General features: G+C 63.5%; 17 protein-coding genes and 1 pseudogene. 17 read left to right on the top strand and 1 reads right to left on the bottom strand.

What is annotated here, in order from left to right:
• Window positions 1–125 precede the first annotated feature (125 nt).
• The 17 genes and pseudogenes from ACIPHN_RS06725 (at window position 126) to ACIPHN_RS06645 (ending at window position 20,179) form a co-directional block, all read left to right on the top strand.
• On the top strand, window positions 126–950 hold the full coding sequence (locus ACIPHN_RS06725) for a M48 family metallopeptidase (RefSeq protein ID WP_400434496.1): 825 nt from the start codon (window positions 126–128) through the stop codon (window positions 948–950).
• A gap of 231 nt (window positions 951–1,181) precedes the next feature.
• Window positions 1,182–2,582, top strand: a complete 1,401-nt coding sequence (leuC, locus tag ACIPHN_RS06720; RefSeq protein WP_400434494.1) for a 3-isopropylmalate dehydratase large subunit — start codon at window positions 1,182–1,184, stop codon at window positions 2,580–2,582.
• A gap of 36 nt (window positions 2,583–2,618) precedes the next feature.
• On the top strand, window positions 2,619–2,750 hold the full coding sequence (locus ACIPHN_RS06715) for an entericidin A/B family lipoprotein (RefSeq protein WP_198981763.1): 132 nt from the start codon (window positions 2,619–2,621) through the stop codon (window positions 2,748–2,750).
• Window positions 2,751–2,862: 112 nt separating this feature from the next.
• Window positions 2,863–3,510 (top strand): 3-isopropylmalate dehydratase small subunit, encoded by a 648-nt coding sequence (gene leuD, locus ACIPHN_RS06710; protein ID WP_400434492.1) that lies wholly within the window; start codon window positions 2,863–2,865, stop codon window positions 3,508–3,510.
• Window positions 3,511–3,602: 92 nt separating this feature from the next.
• Window positions 3,603–4,673, top strand: coding sequence for a 3-isopropylmalate dehydrogenase (leuB, locus tag ACIPHN_RS06705; protein WP_400434490.1), 1,071 nt, complete (start codon window positions 3,603–3,605; stop codon window positions 4,671–4,673).
• 112 nt (window positions 4,674–4,785) lie between these two features.
• Window positions 4,786–5,898: an aspartate-semialdehyde dehydrogenase gene (gene asd, locus ACIPHN_RS06700; RefSeq protein ID WP_400434488.1), complete on the top strand. Its 1,113-nt coding sequence runs from the start codon at window positions 4,786–4,788 to the stop codon at window positions 5,896–5,898.
• 460 nt (window positions 5,899–6,358) lie between these two features.
• Window positions 6,359–9,169: a FimV/HubP family polar landmark protein gene (locus ACIPHN_RS06695; RefSeq protein ID WP_400434486.1), complete on the top strand. Its 2,811-nt coding sequence runs from the start codon at window positions 6,359–6,361 to the stop codon at window positions 9,167–9,169.
• 148 nt (window positions 9,170–9,317) lie between these two features.
• Window positions 9,318–10,220 (top strand): tRNA pseudouridine synthase A, encoded by a 903-nt coding sequence (locus ACIPHN_RS06690; protein ID WP_400434484.1) that lies wholly within the window; start codon window positions 9,318–9,320, stop codon window positions 10,218–10,220.
• Between the two features lie 28 nt (window positions 10,221–10,248).
• Window positions 10,249–10,917 (top strand): phosphoribosylanthranilate isomerase, encoded by a 669-nt coding sequence (locus ACIPHN_RS06685; RefSeq protein ID WP_400434482.1) that lies wholly within the window; start codon window positions 10,249–10,251, stop codon window positions 10,915–10,917.
• A 42-nt stretch (window positions 10,918–10,959) separates the two neighbouring features.
• The gene (trpB, locus tag ACIPHN_RS06680; protein ID WP_400434480.1) at window positions 10,960–12,219 is read left to right on the top strand and encodes a tryptophan synthase subunit beta; all 1,260 of its coding nucleotides are present in this window, start codon (window positions 10,960–10,962) and stop codon (window positions 12,217–12,219) included.
• Window positions 12,220–12,294: 75 nt separating this feature from the next.
• The gene (gene trpA, locus ACIPHN_RS06675; protein ID WP_400434478.1) at window positions 12,295–13,092 is read left to right on the top strand and encodes a tryptophan synthase subunit alpha; all 798 of its coding nucleotides are present in this window, start codon (window positions 12,295–12,297) and stop codon (window positions 13,090–13,092) included.
• Between the two features lie 186 nt (window positions 13,093–13,278).
• Window positions 13,279–14,148, top strand: a complete 870-nt coding sequence (accD, locus tag ACIPHN_RS06670) for an acetyl-CoA carboxylase, carboxyltransferase subunit beta (RefSeq protein ID WP_400434476.1) — start codon at window positions 13,279–13,281, stop codon at window positions 14,146–14,148.
• Between the two features lie 116 nt (window positions 14,149–14,264).
• Entirely contained in the window at window positions 14,265–15,578 is a 1,314-nt protein-coding gene (gene folC / locus ACIPHN_RS06665; protein WP_400434474.1) for a bifunctional tetrahydrofolate synthase/dihydrofolate synthase, read from the top strand.
• A 105-nt stretch (window positions 15,579–15,683) separates the two neighbouring features.
• Entirely contained in the window at window positions 15,684–16,646 is a 963-nt protein-coding gene (locus tag ACIPHN_RS06660; protein WP_400434472.1) for an SPOR domain-containing protein, read from the top strand.
• 34 nt (window positions 16,647–16,680) lie between these two features.
• Complete coding sequence (locus tag ACIPHN_RS06655; RefSeq protein WP_400434470.1) at window positions 16,681–17,181, top strand: CvpA family protein; 501 nt, start codon at window positions 16,681–16,683, stop codon at window positions 17,179–17,181.
• Window positions 17,182–17,262: 81 nt separating this feature from the next.
• Window positions 17,263–18,782 (top strand): annotated as a pseudogene (purF, locus tag ACIPHN_RS06650) (amidophosphoribosyltransferase).
• Window positions 18,783–18,937: 155 nt separating this feature from the next.
• Entirely contained in the window at window positions 18,938–20,179 is a 1,242-nt protein-coding gene (locus ACIPHN_RS06645) for a cystathionine gamma-synthase family protein (protein ID WP_400434468.1), read from the top strand.
• An 87-nt stretch (window positions 20,180–20,266) separates the two neighbouring features.
• Here the strand turns inward: ACIPHN_RS06645 and ACIPHN_RS06640 are convergent, their stop codons facing one another.
• Window positions 20,267–20,863 (bottom strand): TIGR00730 family Rossman fold protein, encoded by a 597-nt coding sequence (locus ACIPHN_RS06640; RefSeq protein WP_198984465.1) that lies wholly within the window; start codon window positions 20,861–20,863, stop codon window positions 20,267–20,269.
• Between the last annotated feature and the right edge of the window lie 114 nt (window positions 20,864–20,977).

The raw sequence follows: 20,977 nt of genomic DNA, 5'->3' as shown, positions 1-20,977 counted from the left end.
GGTTTTTTCTTGGATGAAACATTTGGCCGCGAGCCCGGTCGAACGGCTCACGGCTCGCCAGGGTGGCGCAAGACCGCCCGGCAGCAGGATCCGATATCAAGATCAATTATTCAATGGAGGCGGGAATGAAGCTCAAACCAATCATCAAGAACAGCATGCTGGCCATGGCGCTGGCCGGCCTGGTGGCGTGCGAGACGGTACAGACCACACAAGGCGGCATGGTGGGGATCGATCGCAAGCAGCAGATGCTGGTGTCGTCGGCCGATATGGAAGCCTCGGCCAGCAAGGAATACGGCCAGGTGCTGGGCGAGGCCAAGGGCAAGGGGCTGCTCAACCGCAATGCGGCGCAGGCCCAGCGGGTGCGTGCCATCGCCAATCGCCTGATCCCGCAGACTGGCGTGTTTCGCCCCGATGCGCTGAACTGGAAGTGGGAAGTCAATGTGCTCACCTCCGACGAGACCAATGCCTGGTGCATGCCCGGTGGCAAGATCGCGGTCTATACCGGCCTGATCGACAAGCTCAAGATCACCGACGATGAACTGGCCGCCGTGATGGGCCACGAGATCGCTCATGCGCTGCGCGAGCATGCCCGTGAGCGCGCCTCGCAGCAGATGGTGGCCAACTCGGCCATCTCGATCGGCGCGGCCCTGCTGGGGCTGGGCGATCTCGGCAAGCAAGGCGCCCAGTACGCTTACATGGGCGTGATGGGCTTGCCCAATTCGCGCGCCAACGAGACCGAGGCCGATCGCATCGGCGTGGAACTGGCTGCGCGCGGCGGCTACGATCCCAAGGCCGCCGTGACGCTGTGGCAGAAGATGGCCAGCCTGGGTGGCGAGGAACCGATGAAGTTCATGTCCACCCACCCCTCCAGCAGCGAGCGCATCGCCGACCTGAGCGACTACGCTCAACGCGTCGATCCGCTATATCAGCAGACCCGCAAGAAGCGCTAGGCGCCTGCTTGAGTGACGCAAGCGATCCGGCCTGTCCCCGTCATTCCGGGGATATGCCGGATTTTTCACATCTACCGCAGCTTTTGCTCTTTTTCTGCTGCTTTGCAGCATTTCTGTCTGTTGTTGCGATGCGGTGGAAAACACGGCAAGAGGGTAAGACCTGTCGCTTTATGGCATAATCAAATGCTATTTTCCACGACCAGTTCCCACACTGCTACGCAGGACCGCAACATGCTCAAGACGCTTTACGACAAACTTTGGGAGTCGCACGTCGTTCATACGGAAGATGACGGCACCGCCATCCTGTATATCGACCGCCATCTGCTCCATGAGGTGACCAGCCCGCAAGCCTTCGAAGGCCTCAAGCTAGCCGGTCGTCAACCCTGGCGCAATTCGGCCAACCTGATGGTGGCCGACCACAACGTCCCCACCACCGACCGCGCCCACGGCATCGCCGACCCGATCTCGCGCCTGCAGGTCGAGACGCTCGACGGCAACGCAAAAGAATTCAGCCTGACCTACTTCGGCATGAACGACAAGCGTCAGGGCATCGTGCACGTGATCGGCCCCGAACAGGGCGCCACGCTGCCGGGCATGACGGTGGTCTGTGGCGACTCGCACACCTCCACCCACGGCGCCTTCGCCGCGCTGGCCCATGGTATCGGCACCTCCGAAGTGGAGCACGTGCTGGCCACCCAGACGCTCTTGGCGCGCAAGTCCAAGTCCATGCTGGTGCAGGTCGACGGCGCACTGCCGGCCGGCGTCACCGCCAAGGACATCGTGCTGGCCGTCATCGGCAAGATCGGCACGGCCGGCGGTACCGGCTACGCCATCGAATTCGCCGGCTCCACCATGCGTTCGCTGACCATGGAAGGCCGCATGACGGTCTGCAACATGGCCATCGAAGCCGGCGCCCGCGCCGGCATGGTGGCCTTCGACGACACCACGCTGAACTACCTCAAGGGCCGTCCGTACTCGCCCGCCGGCCCGCATTGGGAACGTGCCGTGAGCTACTGGCGCACGCTGCATTCCGACCAGGGCGCCAAGTTCGACATGGTCGTGACCCTCAACGCCGCCGAGATCAAGCCGCAAGTCACCTGGGGCACCTCGCCCGAGATGGTGGTGGCAGTCGACGCCCGCGTGCCCGATCCCGACAAGGAAAAGGACCCGACCAAGCGCGACGGCATGGAAAAGGCGCTGGCCTACATGGCCCTGAAGCCCAATACCCCGATCGAGGATATCCGCATCGACAAGGTCTTCATCGGTTCCTGCACCAACTCGCGCATCGAAGACCTGCGCGAAGCCGCCAAGGTGGTGCGCGGCAAGTTCCGCGCCTCCAACGTCAAGCTGGCGATGGTGGTGCCGGGTTCCGGCCTGGTCAAGGAACAGGCCGAGCGTGAAGGCCTGGACAAGATCTTCCGCGACGCCGGCTTCGAATGGCGTGAGCCGGGTTGCTCCATGTGCCTGGCCATGAACGCCGACCGCCTGGAACCGGGTGAGCGCTGTGCCTCGACCTCGAACCGCAACTTCGAGGGTCGCCAGGGCGCCGGTGGCCGTACCCACCTGGTGAGCCCGGCCATGGCGGCAGCGGCCGGTATCGCCGGTCACTTCGTGGATGTGCGCTCGCTGTAAGCGTCGGCTTGTGAAATCTTTTCGAGAGGTACAAACATGAAAAAAATCTCCGCTCTGATTCTGCTGGCCGTCACCCTGGGTGCTCTGGCCGGTTGCAACACCGTTGATGGCTTCGGCAAGGATGTGCAGAAGGTCGGCGAGAAGATGCAGGACGCCAGCAAGAAGTAAGCCGGATAGAGAGTGCAAGTGGTTGCGGCCGTTGGGTCGCAACGACAGTTTTTGAACAGGAATCAGGAAGCGCGGGGTAGCAACATGGCCCCGCCGACCCAAGGTCAGGACCATGAATAAATTTATCGTGCATGAAGGTCTGGTGGCGCCGCTGGATCGCGCCAACGTCGATACCGATGCGATCATCCCGAAGCAGTTCCTGAAGTCGATCAAGCGCAGCGGCTTCGGCCCCAACCTGTTCGACGAATGGCGTTACCTGGATCATGGCGAGCCGGGCATGGACAACTCCAAGCGCCCGCTGAACCCGGACTTCGTGCTCAACCAGGAGCGCTATCAGGGCGCATCGATCCTGCTGTCGCGCAAGAACTTCGGCTGTGGCTCCTCGCGTGAACACGCGCCGTGGGCGCTGGACCAGTTCGGCTTCCGCGCCGTGATCGCGCCCAGCTTCGCCGACATCTTCTTCAACAACTGCTACAAGAACGGTCTGCTGCCCATCGTCCTGACCGAGCAACAGGTCGATCACCTGTTCAATGAGGTCAAGGCCTTCCCGGGTTACCGCCTGGTCATCGACCTGGAAAAGCAGGTCGTCAGCACCACCAACGGCAGCCAGGCCTATCCCTTCGACATCAGCGAGTTCCGCAAGTACTGCCTGCTCAACGGTTTCGACGATATTGGCCTGACCCTACGCAAAGCCGACACCATTCGTGCCTACGAAGAGAAACACCTGCACGAACAGCCCTGGCTGAGCAACACGATCTGACAGGATCGATGGACACAACAGCGAGGGCGGTCAGATGACCGCCCTTGTCATTGATAACCCGAATACGCTGAACAACTGAGAAAGAGACTGCCATGAAGATTGCTATCCTGCCGGGCGACGGCATCGGTCCCGAGATCGTCGATGAAGCCGTGCGCGTGCTCAATGCGCTGGATGAGAAGTTCGAGATGGAATCGGCCCCGGTCGGCGGCGCCGGCTATGAAGCCCACGGCCACCCGCTGCCGGACGGCACCCTGAAGCTGGCCAAGGAAGCCGACGCCATCCTCTTCGGCGCCGTCGGCGACTGGAAGTACGACAAGCTGGAGCGCGCCCTGCGCCCCGAGCAAGCCATCCTGGGCCTGCGCAAGCACCTGCAGCTGTTCGCCAACTTCCGTCCCGCGATCTGCTATCCGGAACTGACCGGTGCTTCGTCCCTGAAGCCTGAGCTGGTGGCCAACCTGGACATCCTGATCGTGCGCGAACTGAACGGCGACATCTATTTCGGTCAGCCGCGCGGCATGCGCGAAGCGCCGGACGGCCCATTCAAGGGCGCCCGCGAAGGTTTTGATACCATGCGCTATTCGGAACCGGAAATCCGCCGCATCGCCCACGTTGCCTTCCAGGCTGCGGCCAAGCGCGGCAAGCGCCTGTGCAGCGTCGACAAGGCCAACGTGCTGGAAACCTTCCAGTTCTGGAAAGACATCGTCACCGAAGTGGGCAAGGAATACCCGGACGTCGAGCTGTCGCACATGTACGTGGACAATGCCGCGATGCAGCTGGTGAAGGCGCCGAAGAACTTCGACGTCATCGTCACCGGCAACATGTTCGGCGACATCCTCTCCGACGCCGCCGCCATGCTGACCGGTTCGATCGGCATGCTGCCCTCGGCCTCGCTGGATGCCAACAACAAGGGCCTGTACGAGCCCTCGCACGGCTCGGCACCGGACATCGCAGGCAAGGGTATCGCCAATCCGCTGGCGACCATCCTGTCGGCGGCGATGATGTTGCGTTTCTCCTTGAACCGTGCCGAACAGGCCGACCGCATCGAGAACGCCGTGAAGAAAGTGCTTGCGCAAGGCTTGCGCACCGCCGATATTTACGAAGAGGGCTGCACCAAGGTCAATACCCAGCAGATGGGCGAGGCCGTGGTCAAGGCGCTCGGCTAAGGACAATTCGCCCCGCACCGGTCGGTGCGGGACGGTTGCAGGCCGGATGTTCCGGCACACAATGTGTTCAATCTGATTTGTTCACCATGGAAATTCTAAATAGGGAAAGATGATGAAACTGGTTGGTTTAGTTGGCTGGCGTGGAATGGTGGGTTCGGTCCTGATGCAACGCATGCAGGACGAAGGTGATTTCGATCACATCGAACCGGTATTTTTCTCGACTTCGAATGCGGGCGGCAAAGCGCCGTCGTTTGCCAAAAAGGAAACGACGCTGAAAGACGCCAATAGCATTGATGAGCTCAAGAAATGCGACATCATCATTACCGCGCAGGGTGGCGACTACACCAACGAGATCTTCCCCAAGCTGCGTGCGGCTGGCTGGGACGGTTACTGGATCGACGCCGCCTCCTCGCTGCGCATGAAGGATGACGCCGTGATCGTGCTGGATCCGGTCAACAACAACGTCATCAAGGACGCGCTGGCCAAGGGCGTGAAGAACTACATCGGCGGCAATTGCACCAACTCCATCCTGCTGATGGGCGTGGGTGGCCTGTTCAAGGAAGGCCTGGTCGAGTGGGTCAGCTCCATGACCTACCAGGCAGCCTCCGGTGGCGGCGCCAACCACATGCGCGAACTGTTGAAGGGCATGGGCGTCATCAACGCCGCCGTGGCCGATGAGCTGGCCACGCCGTCCTCCGCCATCCTGGACATCGACCGCAAGGTTGCCAAGACCATCCGCGAAGACGTGCCGACCGAATTCTTCGGCGCGCCGCTGGCAGGCGGTCTGATCCCCTGGATCGACGCCCAGCTGGAAAACGGCCAGTCCAAGGAAGAGTGGAAGGGCCAGGCCGAAGTCAACAAGATCCTCGGCAACGAAACCATCATCCCGGTCGACGGCCTGTGCGTGCGTATCGGTGCGATGCGTTGCCACAGCCTGGCGCTGACCATCAAGTTGAAGCGCGACCTGCCCCTGGCCGAGATCGAGTCCATCATCCGTGCCGGCAACCAGTGGGTGAAGTGGGTGCCCAATGACCGCGCCGTCACGGTCAAGGAACTGACCCCGGCGGCCATCACCGGCGGCCTGGAAATCGGCGTGGGCCGCGTGCGCAAGCTGAACCAGGGTCCGGAATACATCTCGGCCTTCGTCATCGGCGACCAGTTGCTGTGGGGTGCTGCTGAACCGCTGCGCCGCATGCTGCGCATCATCCTGGGTAACCTGGAGTGATGCCGGTGGCTGGATATTGTCCGGCCGGCAACATCGCAAGACTGGCAGAATACGAATAGGACTTGCGAATAGGACTTGCCTATCCCGTTGTCAGTCTGCAACAATAGCCCGCCAGCTTCCACTCGTGTGGGGGCTGGCGGGTTTTTCTCATGTTGAGAACTTAAGTACACTTGCGGGTGTAAGTTCTTGATGATAATTTGAAAAGCCCATTCATTTCATGAAAGTCAACATACGGACCAGCCGCGTGCGGTGGTGCCGGGTGGCTGCTGGATTTGATGAAATGGATTGGCGCTCCTGTCCCGGAGGCCGCGACAGCAGGTATCGCGGAACACGGCCCCGGCTGGAGTTGCGTCGGCCGGTGTTGCGGGCCGGGCAGCACATGTCCCATTCACGGCTTCCACTGATTTGAACAAGAGCGTGACGGGTTTCAAGCGGAACGTTTCTCTCAGCCAATTAAAACATGCCTCTGAATACGAACAAGAAGCAGCCCCTGTCCCAGATCAAGACCCTGAGCGTCGCCATCGCGCTGGCACTGACCGTGCCGCTGGGCGCGCAGGCTGCCAGCCTGGGCAAGCTTACCGTGCTGTCCTCGCTGGGCCAGCCGCTGCGCGCCGAGATCGAAGTCACCGCGGTGAGCGCCGACGAGGCGGGCAAGCTCTCGGCCAAGCTGGCGTCGGCTGAGGCCTTCAGTCGCGCCAATGTCGACTTCAACCCTATCCTGAGTTCGCTCTCCTTTGTGGTGGAGCAGCGCCAGGGGCGTCATTTCATCCGCATCAGTTCCGCGCAGCCGGTCAGCGACCCTTTCGTCGACCTGCTGCTTGAACTGGAGGCCGGGGGCGCGCGCCTGGTACGCGAATACACCTTCCTGCTCGATCCGGCCGATAGCAAGGCGCCGCGCAACGCCCAGGTGGCGCCGCTGACGCCAAGCACCTCGACCGCTCCGGCGGCCAAGACCGATGCCGCCGCCGCACCTGCCGCCGCTGCACCAGTGGCCGCCATGGCGGATCCGGAGGCGCCGGTGGCGGCTGCCCCGGCAGCTCCGGCACCGATGCCAACCCCGGCACCCGCAACAGCCCAGGCACCGGCACCAACGCCGGCACCAATGCCGGCACCAATGCCGGCACCAGCGGCAGCGCCGACGGCCGAGGCCGCGCCTGCACAGGCGGCAGCCCCGGCGCCAGCCCGTGCGCCGATCCCGGTCAGCGGTGAAGAGCCGGCCACCAATATCGTCCAGCGTCAGGCGCCGTCGGCGCTGGCCGAGGAGTTGATCCGTCGCCAGCAGTCCGCGCCCGACAATACACCGGCGTCGGCCAGTCCGGAAGCCGCTCCGCCTGCCGCAGCGATGGCCGCGGGCAAGCCGGGCATGGCAACTGCTCCTGCCGCCGCCGGTGGCAAGGCCGGTGACTATCGCGTCAAGCAGGGCGATACGCTGGCTGGTATCGCCACCCGCAACCCGCAGACCAACGTGTCGCTGGACCAGATGCTCATCGCCCTGTATCGCGCCAATCCGGACGCTTTCATGGGCAACAACATCAACCGCCTGCGCGCCGGCAAGATCCTGGCCATTCCCGACCAGCCCAGCGCGGCGGCAGTGGACAAGACCGAAGCCCATGGCATGGTCGTGGCCCAGGCGCAGGATTTCAACGCCTACCGCAACAAGCTGGCCGGACAGGTCGCCAACGCACCGGCCGCCAAGCCAGGTGCCAGCCGCCAGAGCGGTGGTGGCAAGATCACGACCCGCGTCGAGGAGCGTTCCGGCGCCCAGGAAGCGCGCGATCGCCTGGAACTGTCGCGCGCCAACAAGGGCCGTGGCAAGACCGGCAATGCCGGCGCCGTGGCCGAAGACAAGGCTGCGGCCGAACGCGCGCTGGCCGATGCCAACGACCGCGTCAAGGATCTGGAAAAGAACGTCGACAATCTCCAGAAGCTGCTGGAACTGAAGAACAAGACCATCTCCGACCTGACCGCCCAGCAGCAGAAGGAAGCCGATGCCGCCAAGGCGGCCCAGGCGGCCAAGCCGGACGACAAGCCGGCTGCAACTGCCGAGGCCAAGGCCGAGGACAAGCCGGCCGAGGCCGCACCCGCTGCGCCGGCCGCACCGGCGCCGGCACCCGTGGCCGCACCGGCTGCTCCGATGGCCAAGCCCGCCGCCAAGCCGGCAGACAAGGCCGGTGGCAGCTTCGTCGACAAGATCAAGGACAATCCCTACGTGCTGGCCGGTGCAGGCGTGATCGTCGCCTTGCTGGCCGCCGGCGGTGGCGTGCTGGCCATGCGCCGCCGCAAGAAGAAATCCGATCAACCAGCGGCCGAGCCGGCCAGCGAGCCTGAGCCTGCCCCCGCACCTGCACCTGCTGCATCTGCTGCTGCCCCCGCGCCGGTAGCGGCAGTCGCCGAACCGGAACCCGCACCCGTTGCCGAAGCTGCCGTGGCTGAAGCCCCGGCAGAGCCGGTGGTGGCCGCTGCCGTGGAAGCCCCGGCCGAAGAGGCCCCGGTCGATCCGATTACCGAAGCCGACATGTACATCGCCTACGGTCGCGACGAGCAGGCCGAGGATGTCCTCAAGCTCGCGCTGCAGACACAGCCGGAGCGCCAGGCGCTGCATGCCAAGCTGGCAGAGATCTATGCCAAGCGCGGTGACGTGGCCAGTTTCAACAAGGTGGCCCAGAACCTGTACGAACTCAGCGGCGGTCTCAACGAGACCTGGGTCAAGACGGCTGCGCTGGGTCTGGAAATCGACCCGACCAACCCGCTGTATGGTGGCGTGCCGGCCGAACCCGAGCCCGCCCCGGTGGCCGAGGAAGAACCCGCGATGGAGTTCGACCTGAGCGACTTCAAGGGCGCCGAGATCCAGCAGCCGGCTACGCCGCCTGCCAGCGCCGCGGTCGATTTCGGCAAGGATATCGATTTCGACCTGGACCTGGACAATGGCGCCAAGCCTGACGCCAGCGAGCCCATCCTGCCGGCTGCCTCGACGGCGGCCAGTTCGGCTGCGATGCTGCTGGACAGCCTGGATGACGAGCCGGCCCTGAGCCTGGCCGACCTCGACCTGAGCCTGCCGGACGACGCTTCGACGCCGTCGGCGACCAATCTGCTGGAAGAGGACGAAGAGTCTGCCTTCGAAGCCGAGATGACGACCAAGCTCGACCTGGCCGCCGCCTACGAGGAAATCGGCGACAAGGAAGGTGCACGCGAATTGCTGGAAGAGGTGATGCGTGGCGGCAACGATGCCCAGGTGGCCCGCGCCAAGGAAATGATGGCCGCGCTGAGCTGAGCAGGCAGGGCAGGCGGTTCGACCCGGCAAGCGATTCCATTACATTACAATAGCTTCATCTCGCGGGCAGCTCGCATGAGCTGCCCGTTTGTTTTCAGCGTACCGGTTTTCCCTCCGACCCAGCGCGGCGGGGAGCCAGCGACATCCCATGACAGATACCAATCCACAAGCCGAAGGCCTGCGCCGCGTGGTGCTCGGCGTGCAGTATGACGGCGCCTGCTGGCAAGGCTGGCAGACCCAGCCGCACCGCCAGACCGTACAGGACCAGCTCGAAGCCGCCCTGCGGCGTTTCAGCACCCAGGCCATTGCCACCACCTGTGCCGGCCGCACCGATGCCGGCGTGCATGCGCTGGAGCAGCTGGTGCATTTCGATACCCCGATTGCCCGCGATACCTTCTCCTGGGTGCGCGGCACCAATGCCTTCCTGCCGCCGACCATCGCCGTGCGCTGGGCCTGCGAACTGCCCTACGTGGACGATGCCGCTGTCGCCAATGCGGCCAGCCAGGCCGTCGAACTGCATGGCAGCGACCGTGCCGGCGCCGACAACCTGGCCAGGTTCGGTTTCCATGCCCGTTTCTCGGCCATTGCCCGCACCTATCACTACGTGCTCTACAACCATGCGGTGCGCTCGCCACTGCTGGCCGGCAAGGCCGGTTGGACCTTCCGCCCGCTGGATGCCGACCGCATGCATCGTGCCGCCCAGCATCTGATCGGCGAGCACGATTTCACCAGTTTCCGGGCCGTGGAGTGCCAGGCCAAGTCGCCTGTGCGCAAGATGGAGAGCATCTCGGTACGCCGTCATGGTGACATGATCGTCTTCACGCTCAAGGCCAATGCCTTCCTGCATCACATGGTGCGCAACATCGTCGGTTCGCTCATCGTGGTGGGCAATGGCAAGCAGGGGCCGGAATGGATCGCCGAGGTGCTGGCCCAGCGCGACCGCAGCCGTGCGGCGCCCACCTTCATGCCCGACGGACTGTACCTGGCGCGGGTAGACTATCCCGATGCCTGGGCGCTGCCACAGGAAAACCGTTCCTGGCCCTGGCTGTAAGCCATTTTCCCCGGAGACCTGCAAGCTCATGACCCATCGCACCCGCATCAAGATCTGCGGCCTGACCCGTGAAGAAGACATCGGCGCGGCCGTAGCCGCCGGCACTGACGCCATCGGCCTGGTGTTCTATCCCAAGAGCCCGCGCTACGTCACGCCGCAGCGCGCCGCCGAGCTCAGCCGGGTGCTGCCGCCGTTCGTCAGCCTGGTGGGCCTGTTCGTGAACCCCACGCTGGAGGAGGTGAGGGAGGTGCTGGCCCGGGTGCCGCTGACGGTGCTGCAGTTCCACGGCGACGAGACGCCCGAGCAATGCGCCGCTATCGCCGCGGCCGTGGTTCGCCCCTTCCTGCGCGCAGCGCGCATCGGAAGCTCGACGAAGCCCGCCGATTTGTTAGAATACGACCAGGCATATCGCTCTGCCAGCCCGTTCTTCACCGGGTTGCTGCTCGACACCCTGGTCGAGGAGTATGGCGGTAGCGGAAAGGTTTTCGATTGGTCTCTCATTCCAAAAGAACTCGCGCCTCGGGCCGTTTTGAGTGGTGGCTTGAGCGTACACAACGTCACTGAGGCGGTGGCCGGCGTTCGCCCCTACGCGGTCGATATCAGCAGTGGTGTCGAAGCCGCCAAGGGCATCAAGGATGCCGCCAAGGTCGAGGCCTTCATCAGCGCCGTCCGCCTGGCGGATGCTACCTCCGCGTAGCACGTACCGACTTCCGTATAGAACGAGTTTCAGAGGATCATCATGAAAGAACTGAGTCCCCTCGGCAATGTCGCCGAGCGTCAAGCCATTCCCGTCGCCGCCCTGCACCAGACGGCGCACTACAACCTGCCGGATTCGCGTGGTCATTTCGGCCCCTACGGTGGCAGCTTCGTCTCCGAGACGCTGACCCTGGCCCTGAACGAACTGCGCGACGCCTACGACCGCTACCAGCACGACGAGCAGTTCCTGGCCGAGTTCCATACCGAACTGAAGCATTTCGTCGGCCGCCCCAGCCCGGTGTATCACGCCAAGCGCTGGTCCGAGCTGGCCGGTGGCGCGCAGATCTACTTCAAGCGCGAAGACCTGAATCACACCGGCGCCCACAAGATCAACAACGTGATCGGCCAGGCCTTGCTGGCCAAGCGCATGGGCAAGAAGCGCATCATCGCCGAGACCGGCGCCGGCCAGCATGGCGTGGCCACTGCCACCATCTGTGCGCGCTTCGGCATGGAATGCATCGTCTACATGGGTAGCGAAGACGTGAAGCGTCAGTTGCAGAACGTCTACCGCATGAACCTGCTGGGCGCCAAGGTGGTGCCGGTGGAGTCCGGCTCCAAGACGCTCAAGGATGCGCTCAACGAAGCCATGCGCGACTGGGTCACCAATGTCGAATCGACCTTCTACATCATCGGTACCGTGGCCGGCCCACATCCGTATCCGATGATGGTGCGCGATTTCCAGTCGGTGATCGGCAACGAGTGCATCCAGCAGATGCCCGAGATCGCCTCGCGCCAGCCCGACTACGTGGTGGCGGCCGTGGGCGGCGGTTCCAATGCCATGGGCATCTTCTATCCCTATATCGACTACCCCGACGTCAAGCTGGTGGGCGTGGAAGCGGCCGGCGACGGCCTGGACAGCGGCCGCCATTCGGCCTCGCTGACCCTGGGTTCGCCGGGCGTGCTGCACGGTAACCGCACCTACCTGCTGCAGGATGAGAACGGCCAGATCATCGAGACCCACTCGGTCTCGGCCGGCCTGGATTATCCAGGCGTGGGCCCCGAGCATGCTTGGCTGAAGGATAGCGGTCGCGCCACCTATGCCTGCATCACCGATGACGAGGCACTGGAAGCCTTCAATACCTGCTGCCGCATCGAAGGCATCATTCCCGCCCTGGAGTCCAGCCATGCGCTGGCCCACGGCGCCAAGCTGGCGGCGACCTTGCCCAAGGACCAGATCGTGCTGGTCAACCTGTCCGGCCGCGGGGACAAGGACATGCATACCGTGCAGCAGCGCCAGGGCTGAGCCCGGCTGCTGATACGTGCCGGCGGGCCTTGCGAGGCCGGCCGGCTGGTTTGATGACAACAACATCCTCTTATCATGTCCAGAATCCAGACGACCTTTTCCCAACTGGCCGAGCAAAAGCGCAAGGCCCTGATCACCTTCATCACCGCCGGCGATCCGGCTCCCGAGCTGACCGTGCCGCTGCTGCATGCCCTGGTGGCCGGTGGCGTCGACATCCTTGAGCTCGGCGTGCCTTTCTCCGACCCCATGGCCGAAGGCCCGGTGATCCAGCGCGCCTGCGAGCGCGCCCTCAAGTTCAACATCAGCACCCGTGACGTGCTCGGCTACGTGCGCGAATTCCGCAAGACCAACAGCCACACCCCGGTGGTGCTGATGGGCTATGCCAACCCGATCGAGCGCTTCGGCGTGGATGCCTTCATCGAGGCGGCCAGCGACGCCGGTGTGGATGGCACCATCGTGGTCGACTACCCGCCCGAGGAGTGCGAGGAATTCGCCAGCAAGATGCAGGCGCGGGGCATGGATCCCATCTTCCTGCTGGCGCCGACCTCCACCGAGGAGCGCATCCGCCAGGTGGCGGCGGTCAGCAGCGGCTTCTGCTACTACGTCTCGCTCAAGGGCGTGACCGGGGCAGGGCATATCGATACGGCCGAAGTGGCCGAGCGTATCGCCGCCATCCGCCAGCACGTCAAGCTGCCCATCGCCGTGGGCTTCGGTATCCGCGATGGCGCGACCGCCCGTACCGTGGGTAGCGTGGCTGACGCCGTGGTGATCGGCAGCCGCATCATCTCCGAACTGGAAAACACTCCCCGCGAGCGGGCCTGCGAGGCCGTGCAGACCTTCGTGACCGGTATCCGCCAGGCGCTGGATGCCTGAGGCCAGCTAGAGGGCGCGCAATGAGAAAAACCTCCGGCACTGAAGCGTGCCGGAGGTTTTTCTTTTTTGATAAGAAACAAGCTTTCGGCGGGTTTTTCTTGCCGACTGGAAAGCTTGAGCTCGCTTTACGTGCGTCGCTGGCGGGCTCTGGTACAATGCGCCACCGGAAAAATCTATGAGGTATCTATGAGCTGGCTCGAGAAGTTGCTGCCACCCCAGATTCAACGCGGCTCCACCAGCCGCAAAGCCATCCCGGAAGGTTTGTGGGTCAAGTGCCCCTCCTGCGAGGCCGTGCTGTATCGTACCGACCTGGAGTCCAACCTCCACGTCTGCCCCAAGTGTAGCCACCACATGCGCATCCGCGCCCGCGCTCGTCTCGATGCTCTGCTCGACGAAGGCGGTCGCTATGAGATCGGCCAGGAAGCCCTGCCGGTCGACACCCTGAAGTTCAAGGACAGCAAGAAGTACCCGGATCGTCTCAAGGACGCCATGGAATCCACCGGCGAAACCGATGCCATGGTGGTCCTGGGTGGCGCGATCATGACCCTGCCGGTCGTGGTGGCCTGCTTCGAATTTGAATTCATGGGCGGTTCCATGGGCTCGGTGGTGGGTGAGCGCTTCGCGCGCGGCGCCCAGGCTGCGCTGGAACAGAAGGTTCCCTTCATCTGCATCACCGCCACCGGCGGCGCCCGCATGCAGGAAGGCCTGCTGTCGCTGATGCAGATGGCCAAGACCACCGCCATGCTGACCAAGCTGTCGGAAAAGAAGCTGCCCTTCATCAGCGTGCTGACCGACCCGACCATGGGTGGTGTGTCGGCCTCCTTCGCCTTCATGGGCGACGTGGTGATGGCCGAACCGAAGGCGCTGATCGGCTTCGCCGGCCCGCGCGTGATCGAGAACACGGTGCGCGAGAAACTGCCGGAAGGCTTCCAGCGTGCCGAATTCCTGGTCACCAAGGGCGCCATCGACATGATCGTCGACCGCCGCAAGATGCGCGAGGAAATCGCCCGTCTGCTGGCCCTGTTGCAAAACCAGGCAGCCGAAACGGTTTCCTGATAAGCGGCTATACTTCAGGCCCGGATTTGCAGGAATGCAAATCCGGGCCTTGTTTTTTCGCCGTTCACTTCCGCTTTCCGTTTTTCGAGCTGTTGCACTACCGACCGAGACGCGCCATGACTTCCCAAGCCTCCCCGACCCCCGCCACCCTCAACGAATGGCTGGCCCTGCTGGAACAGCGACATTTCAAGCAGATCGACATGGGGCTGGACCGCGTCCTGCAGGTCAAGCAAAAGCTCGATCTGCAGTTCGACTGCCCTGTCATCATGGTGGCTGGCACCAACGGCAAGGGCTCGACCTGCTCCATGCTGGAATCCATCCTGCTGCGCGCCGGCTATCGTGTGGGCCTGTACATCAAGCCGCATTTCCTGCACTTCAACGAGCGGGCTCGCCTGTCCGGCGACATGGCCAGCGACGCCCAGCTGGTAGCGGCTTTCGAGGCGGTGGAAGCGCAGCGCGGCGATATCTCCCTGACCTACTTTGAGTTCACCACCCTGGCCATCATGAAGCTGCTGGCCGATGCCAAGCTGGACGTGGTGATCCTGGAAGTCGGCCTGGGCGGGCGCCTGGATGCGGTCAACGTGGTCGATGCGGATGTGTCCATCGTCACCAGCATCGATATCGACCATACCGAATACCTGGGCGAGACACGTGAAGAGATCGGCTTCGAGAAGGCCGGCATCTTCCGTCCCGGCAAGGTGGCCGTGTGCGGCGACCCCATGCCCCCCAAGTCCCTGATCGAGCATGCCGAGAAGATCGGCGCCGACCTGTGGCTCATGGGGCGCGACTTCAACTATCAGGGCGACAAGCAGCAGTGGGCCTATGGCGGACGCGGCATGCGCCGCAATTCGCTGGCCTATCCCAGCCTGCGCGGCGCCAACCAGCTGTTGAACGCCTCGGCCGCCCTGGCCGCCCTGGAGGCCCTGCGCGAAGTGCTGCCGGTGGGCGCCCAGGAAGTGCGCACGGGCCTGGCCACGGTGGAGCTGCCAGGCCGCTTCCAGGTCCTGCCGGGCCAACCGCTGGTGATCCTGGACGTGGCGCACAACCCCCATGCGGCCGCCACGCTGGCCCAGAACCTCGACAACATGGGCTTCCATCCCTTTACCTATGCGGTATTCGGCTCGATGCTGGACAAGGATATTGAAGGCGTCATCGGCCACCTCAAGGACAAGATCGACCATTGGTGCCTGACCGACCTGCCGCTGCCGCGCGCGGCCAGCGCGCAACAGCTCAAGGAAGTCCTGCTGGGTGCCGGCGTCGAGCCGGAATTCAGGCGGGACGCGGCTCGCAGCATCGAGACCTTCGAAACGCCGGCCGCCGCCTACGCAAATGCACTGAGCAGAGCAGGGGAGAATGATAGAATTGTGGTTTTCGGATCTTTCCTCACCGTAGCTGGCGTCATGCAGGCGCGCCGCCCCGGTCTGCACTGATTCCGAACCCGATTCCGGAGCCGGAGGCCTAGCGCCCGGCGGTGCCAGGACCTGATTTGCCAGGCAGTTTTTCAAGACATTCAGATCAATTCAAGACGACTCCGCATGGGCTTGTTCTCGCTTTTCCGTAAAAACAAGCAGGACTCTGCTTCAGACCAAGGCGCTTTCCGTTCGCGTTCCGAAGAGCAATCCTCCGTCATACGCAGCCGCAGCAGCCGTAGCAGCGCCGCCGCCAACACCTCCGGCCGCGCCGCAGGTGGCCGTGGCAAGGCGGGCAAGGATGCTGGCGCCGATCCGCTGTTGCCAGAGAAGAAACGCGCCCGTCGTCGCCTCATCGGTGCGGTGGCGCTGGCGCTGGCCGTGGTGATCGTACTGCCGATGATCCTGGATTCCGAGCCCAAGCCGCTCAACGAGGATATCGCCATCCAGATCCCGTCCAAGGACCAGCCGGCTTCGGCTGCGGCCCAGCCGGCCGCGACCGACCCCAAGCAGGCCTCGGCAGCGTCGACCCTGGACCAGAAGGAAGAGATCGTCGAACCGGCCAGCATCGCGCCCGAGCCTGCCAGCGCCAGCCCGGCAGCCGCTGCCCAGCCGGCGCCGCCGCCGGTGGCCGCCGTGGCGCCGCCCAAGGTGGTCGAGAAGCCGGCTGAAAAGCCCGCTCCCAAGGTCGAAGAGAAGAAACCCGCCGTCGCCGAACACAAGGAAGAGCCGAAGAAGGAAGCCGCCAAGCCCAAGGCCGCGCCTGCAACGCCGGCTGCGCCCGCTGCCAGCGACGACTCTGCCCGCGCCATGGCGATCCTGGAAGGCAAGCCCGCCGAGAAGAAGCCGGCCGCCGCCGGTGGCAAGTTTGTCATCCAGGTGGCTGCCCTGGCGACCCAGGACAAGGTCAACGAATTACGCAACAAGCTCAGCGCTGCTGGCATTCACTCCTTTACGCAAAAGATCGCTACCCAGGCCGGCGACCGCACGCGCATCCGCGTCGGTCCCTTCGCCAGCCGCGAGGAAGCAGAGCGCATGGGCGGGCGAATCAAGAAGCTGGGCCTGAATGCCACTGTTGTTCCTGCTTGAATTTGGCTACAGATAGCCGCATATTGTTGGCATCGTGACGATATTTGACTACCTGGTGCTGCTGATCCTGGGATGTTCCGTGATTATCGGCACCCTGCGCGGCTTGGTACGCGAGGTCTTGTCGCTGGCGGGGTGGGTGGTGGCGCTGATCGTCGCCAATACCTACGGTGAGGCGCTGGCGACGATGCTGCCGGAGATGATCCCGGGCGAGCTGACCCGTCTTATCGTGGCCTTCATTGCCCTGTTCATCGGTACGCGCCTGTTGATGGCGCTGGTGGCCAGGACCTTGAGCGAATTGATCAAGGCCAGCGGCCTGACGCTGGTCGATCGTGGACTGGGCAGCATTTTCGGCGTGGCGCGTGGCGTCCTGCTGGTGGTCGCGGTGGCGCTGTTGTGCGGTACGACGTCGATTCCGCAGCAGCCCTTCTGGAAGGAAGCCAGGTTCAGCCCCTGGGTTGAGCAGGCGGCCGAGACCGTGATGCCGTATTTGCCGGGCAAGCTGGCCGAGCATGTGAGTTTTTCCACCCCTGTCTGATGCCAGGCCCCGTGGCGGGGCAGGTTGGCGGCGGTGGCGGTAGTGTTCATTTTCGTTTTCGTTTTTCGTTAGGAGTCCACCATGTGTGGCATCGTCGGTATCGTCTCTCATAGCCCCGTCAACCAGATGCTGTATGACGCGCTGCTGCTGCTGCAGCACCGCGGCCAGGATGCAGCGGGCATTGCAACCAACCACAGCAACGGCTTCTCGATGCACAAGGCCAATGGCCTGGTGCGCGACGTGTTCCGTACCCGCAACATGCGTTCGCTGCCCGGCAATACCGGCATCGGCCAGGTGCGTTACCCGACCGCCGGCAGCTCTTCCTCGGAAGAAGAGGCTCAGCCGTTCTACGTCAATGCTCCCTTCGGCATCATCCTGGCGCACAACGGCAACCTGACCAATGCGGAACAGTTGAAGATCGAGATGTTCAAGAACGATCGCCGCCACATCAACACCGATTCCGATACCGAAGTGCTGTTGAACGTGCGGCCCACGAGACCCCTCAAGCCACCACCGGCTACACGCTGGACCCGGCGGAGCTTTTCAACGCCGTCTCCATGGTGCACAAGCGCGTGCGCGGCTCCTACGCCGTGGTGGCGCAGATCGCCGGCTATGGTCTCTTGGGCTTCCGCGATCCGTACGGCATCCGTCCGATGTGCCTGGGCTTCAACGAGAGCGACAAGGGCATCGAATACATGATGGCCAGCGAATCGGTGGCCCTGGAAGGCATGGGCTTCCGCTTCCTGCGCGACGTCAACCCGGGTGAAGCGATCTTCATCGACAACGACGGCAAGCTGTACAACCAGCAATGCGCCGAGAATCCGTCGCTGAACCCCTGCGCCTTCGAATACGTCTACCTGGCCCGTCCGGACTCCATCATCGACGGCGCCTCGGTCTACGGTGCCCGCCTGAAGATGGGCGAGTTCCTGGCCGAGAAGATCCGCAAGCAGTTCAAGCATGGCGAGATCGACGTGGTCATGCCGATCCCCGATTCCTCGCGTCCGGCTGCCATGGAACTGGCACTGAAGCTGGGCATCGAGTACCGCGAAGGCTTCATCAAGAACCGCTACATCGGCCGCACCTTCATCATGCCGGGCCAGGCGCTGCGCAAGAAGTCGGTGCGCCAGAAGCTCAATGCCATCGGCAGCGAATTCAAGGGCAAGAACGTGCTGCTGGTGGATGACTCCATCGTGCGCGGCACCACCAGCCGCGAAATCGTGCAGATGGCGCGCGAGTCCGGTGCCAAGAGCGTGATCTTCGCTTCGGCTGCGCCGCCGGTGAAGTTCCCCAACGTCTACGGTATCGACATGCCGACCCGCGACGAGCTGATCGCCTTCGGCCGCAGCGAAGAGGAAGTGTGCCGCGAGATCACCGCCGACTTCCTGGTCTACCAGGACGTCGAAGCGATGAAGCGCGCCATTGCCGACTCCAATCCGGCCCTGCGCAACTTCGAGGCATCCTGCTTCGATGGTCACTACATCACCGGCGACATCACCCAGGAATACCTGGACCGCATCGAATATGCCCGCAAGAATCCCAAGCCGGCACTGGAAGATGCGGTGCGTTCGCAGCTGAACCTGAACCTGGCCCGCGTGGATTGATCCGCGCTGTTCCAGAGGCTTGAACAGCACGCCGGTGGCCGCTTCTGCGGCGCCGGCGTTTTTCTTTGGCGCGCAGCCAAAGGCAAACTGGCTTATCATTTTGTCTTTGGCCCTGCGCTTGCCTGTGCCGCTCACCCTGTATTTCCGATGACGCGATGAACGATAAAAAGACCTACGGCTTTACCACCACCATCCTCCACAGCGACCGCCAGAAGGGCATCGAACATGGCTCGCTGCACAAGCCCATCCACACCTCGGTGACCTTTGGCTATGAAGACGCGCGCCAGCTGGCCGAAGTCTTCCAGGGCAAGCAGCCGGGCTATCGCTATGGTCGCCAGGGCAACCCGACCGTGTCGGCGCTGGAAGACAAGATCACCAAGATGGAAGACGGCAAGTCCACCATCTGCTTCGCCACCGGCATGGCCGCCATCGGCGCCATCGTCCAGGGCCTGCTGCGCGAGGGCGACCATGTGGTGTCCTCGGCCTTCCTGTTCGGCAATACCAATAGCCTGTGGATGACCGTCAATGCCCAGGGGGCCAAGGTCTCCATGGTGGATGCCACCGATGTGAAGAACATCGAAGCGGCAATCACGCCCGAGACGCGCCTGGTGTTCGTCGAGACCATCGCCAATCCGCGTACCCAGGTCGCGGACCTCAAGCGCATCGGCGACCTGTGCCGCGAGCGCGGCATCCTCTACGTGGTGGACAACACCATGACCTCGCCTTACCTGTTCCGCCCCAAGGCCGTGGGTGCAGGCCTGGTCGTGAACTCGCTGACCAAGTCCATCGGCGGCCACGGCAATGCGCTGGGTGGCGCGCTGACCGATACTGGCGAATACGACTGGACACGCTATCCGCACATCGCCGACAACTACAAGAAGAACCCGGCCCCGCAGTGGGGCATGGCGCAGATCCGCGCCAAGGCGCTGCGCGACTTCGGTGCCTCGCTGGGGCCGGAAGCGGCGCATCACATCGCCGTCGGTGCCGAGACCATGGCCTTGCGCCAGGAGCGCGAATGCAAGAACGCCCTGGCCGTGGCGCAGATGCTGGAAGCCGATGAGCGCGTGGCGGCCGTGTATTACCCGGGGCTGGAATCGCACCCCCAGCACGCCTTGTCCAAGGAATTGTTCCGCTCCTTCGGCAGCCTGCTTTCCTTCGAACTCAAGGACGGCATCGATTGCTTCGACTATCTCAATCGTATGCAGCTGGCGATCCCGGCCAGCAACCTGGGCGACACCCGCACGCTGGTGATCCCGGTGGCGCACACCATCTTCTACGAGATGGGGGCCGAGCGTCGTGCCAGCATGGGCATTGCCGAGTCGCTCATCCGCGTCTCGGTGGGGCTGGAAGATACCGATGACCTGGTGGCCGACTTCCGCCAGGCGCTGGATGCCTGATACGGCTTGCTTAGGCTGAAATGACAACGCCCGTCACCTCGCAAGAGGGACGGGCGTTGTCACAGGTGAGCCAGTGAAAGCGCGGACTCAGGGCACCAGGTTGGCCACCGCCTCGCGGTCGGCCCATTTGGTCTTGTAAGTCGGCTGGAAGCTCTTGAAGCGCTCGATCAGGCGCACCGGATCGGCTTCATGCATCATCAGTCCCGACTGGTCGCTGCTGACGAAGCGCTGCGAGACCAGATGGTCGACGAAGGCGATCAGGTTGTTGTAGAAACCTTCCACGTTGTACAGGCTGATGGGCTTGTAGTGGAAGCCCAGCTGGGCCCAGGTCAGCACCTCGAACAATTCCTCCAGCGTGCCCATGCCACCGGGCATGGCCACGAAACCGTCCGAGAGCTCGGCCATCATGGCCTTGCGTTCATGCATGTCCTTGACGATGTGCAGGCGGGTCAGGCCGTTGTGGCCCAGTTCCTTGTCCAGCAGGGCCTTGGGGATGACACCGGTGGCTTCGCCACCCAGTCGCATGACCTCGCTGGCGATGATGCCCATGAGGCCGACGTTGCCGCCGCCATAGACCAGGGCGATGTTGTTCTTCACCATTTCCTGCGCCAGCTGGCGCGCGGCCTCGGCATAGGCCGGGGACGCCCCGGGGGAAGAGCCGCAATATACGCAAATCGATTTCATGTGTCCTCTGCAGTGTTCGTCGTTACATCGTTACGTCGTTACGTCGTTACAATGGCCGGGCGTTGATGCGGGCTCGTCGGCAAGCAGCCACTTTATCAAGCCGTGCTCCTGTTA

It is taken from the genome of Herbaspirillum sp. NPDC087042 (assembly GCF_044745245.1).
Taxonomy (GTDB): domain Bacteria; phylum Pseudomonadota; class Gammaproteobacteria; order Burkholderiales; family Burkholderiaceae_D; genus Herbaspirillum.
The sequence above is the reverse complement of the archived record's forward strand: the minus strand, read 5'-3'. Positions and strand labels throughout refer to the sequence as shown.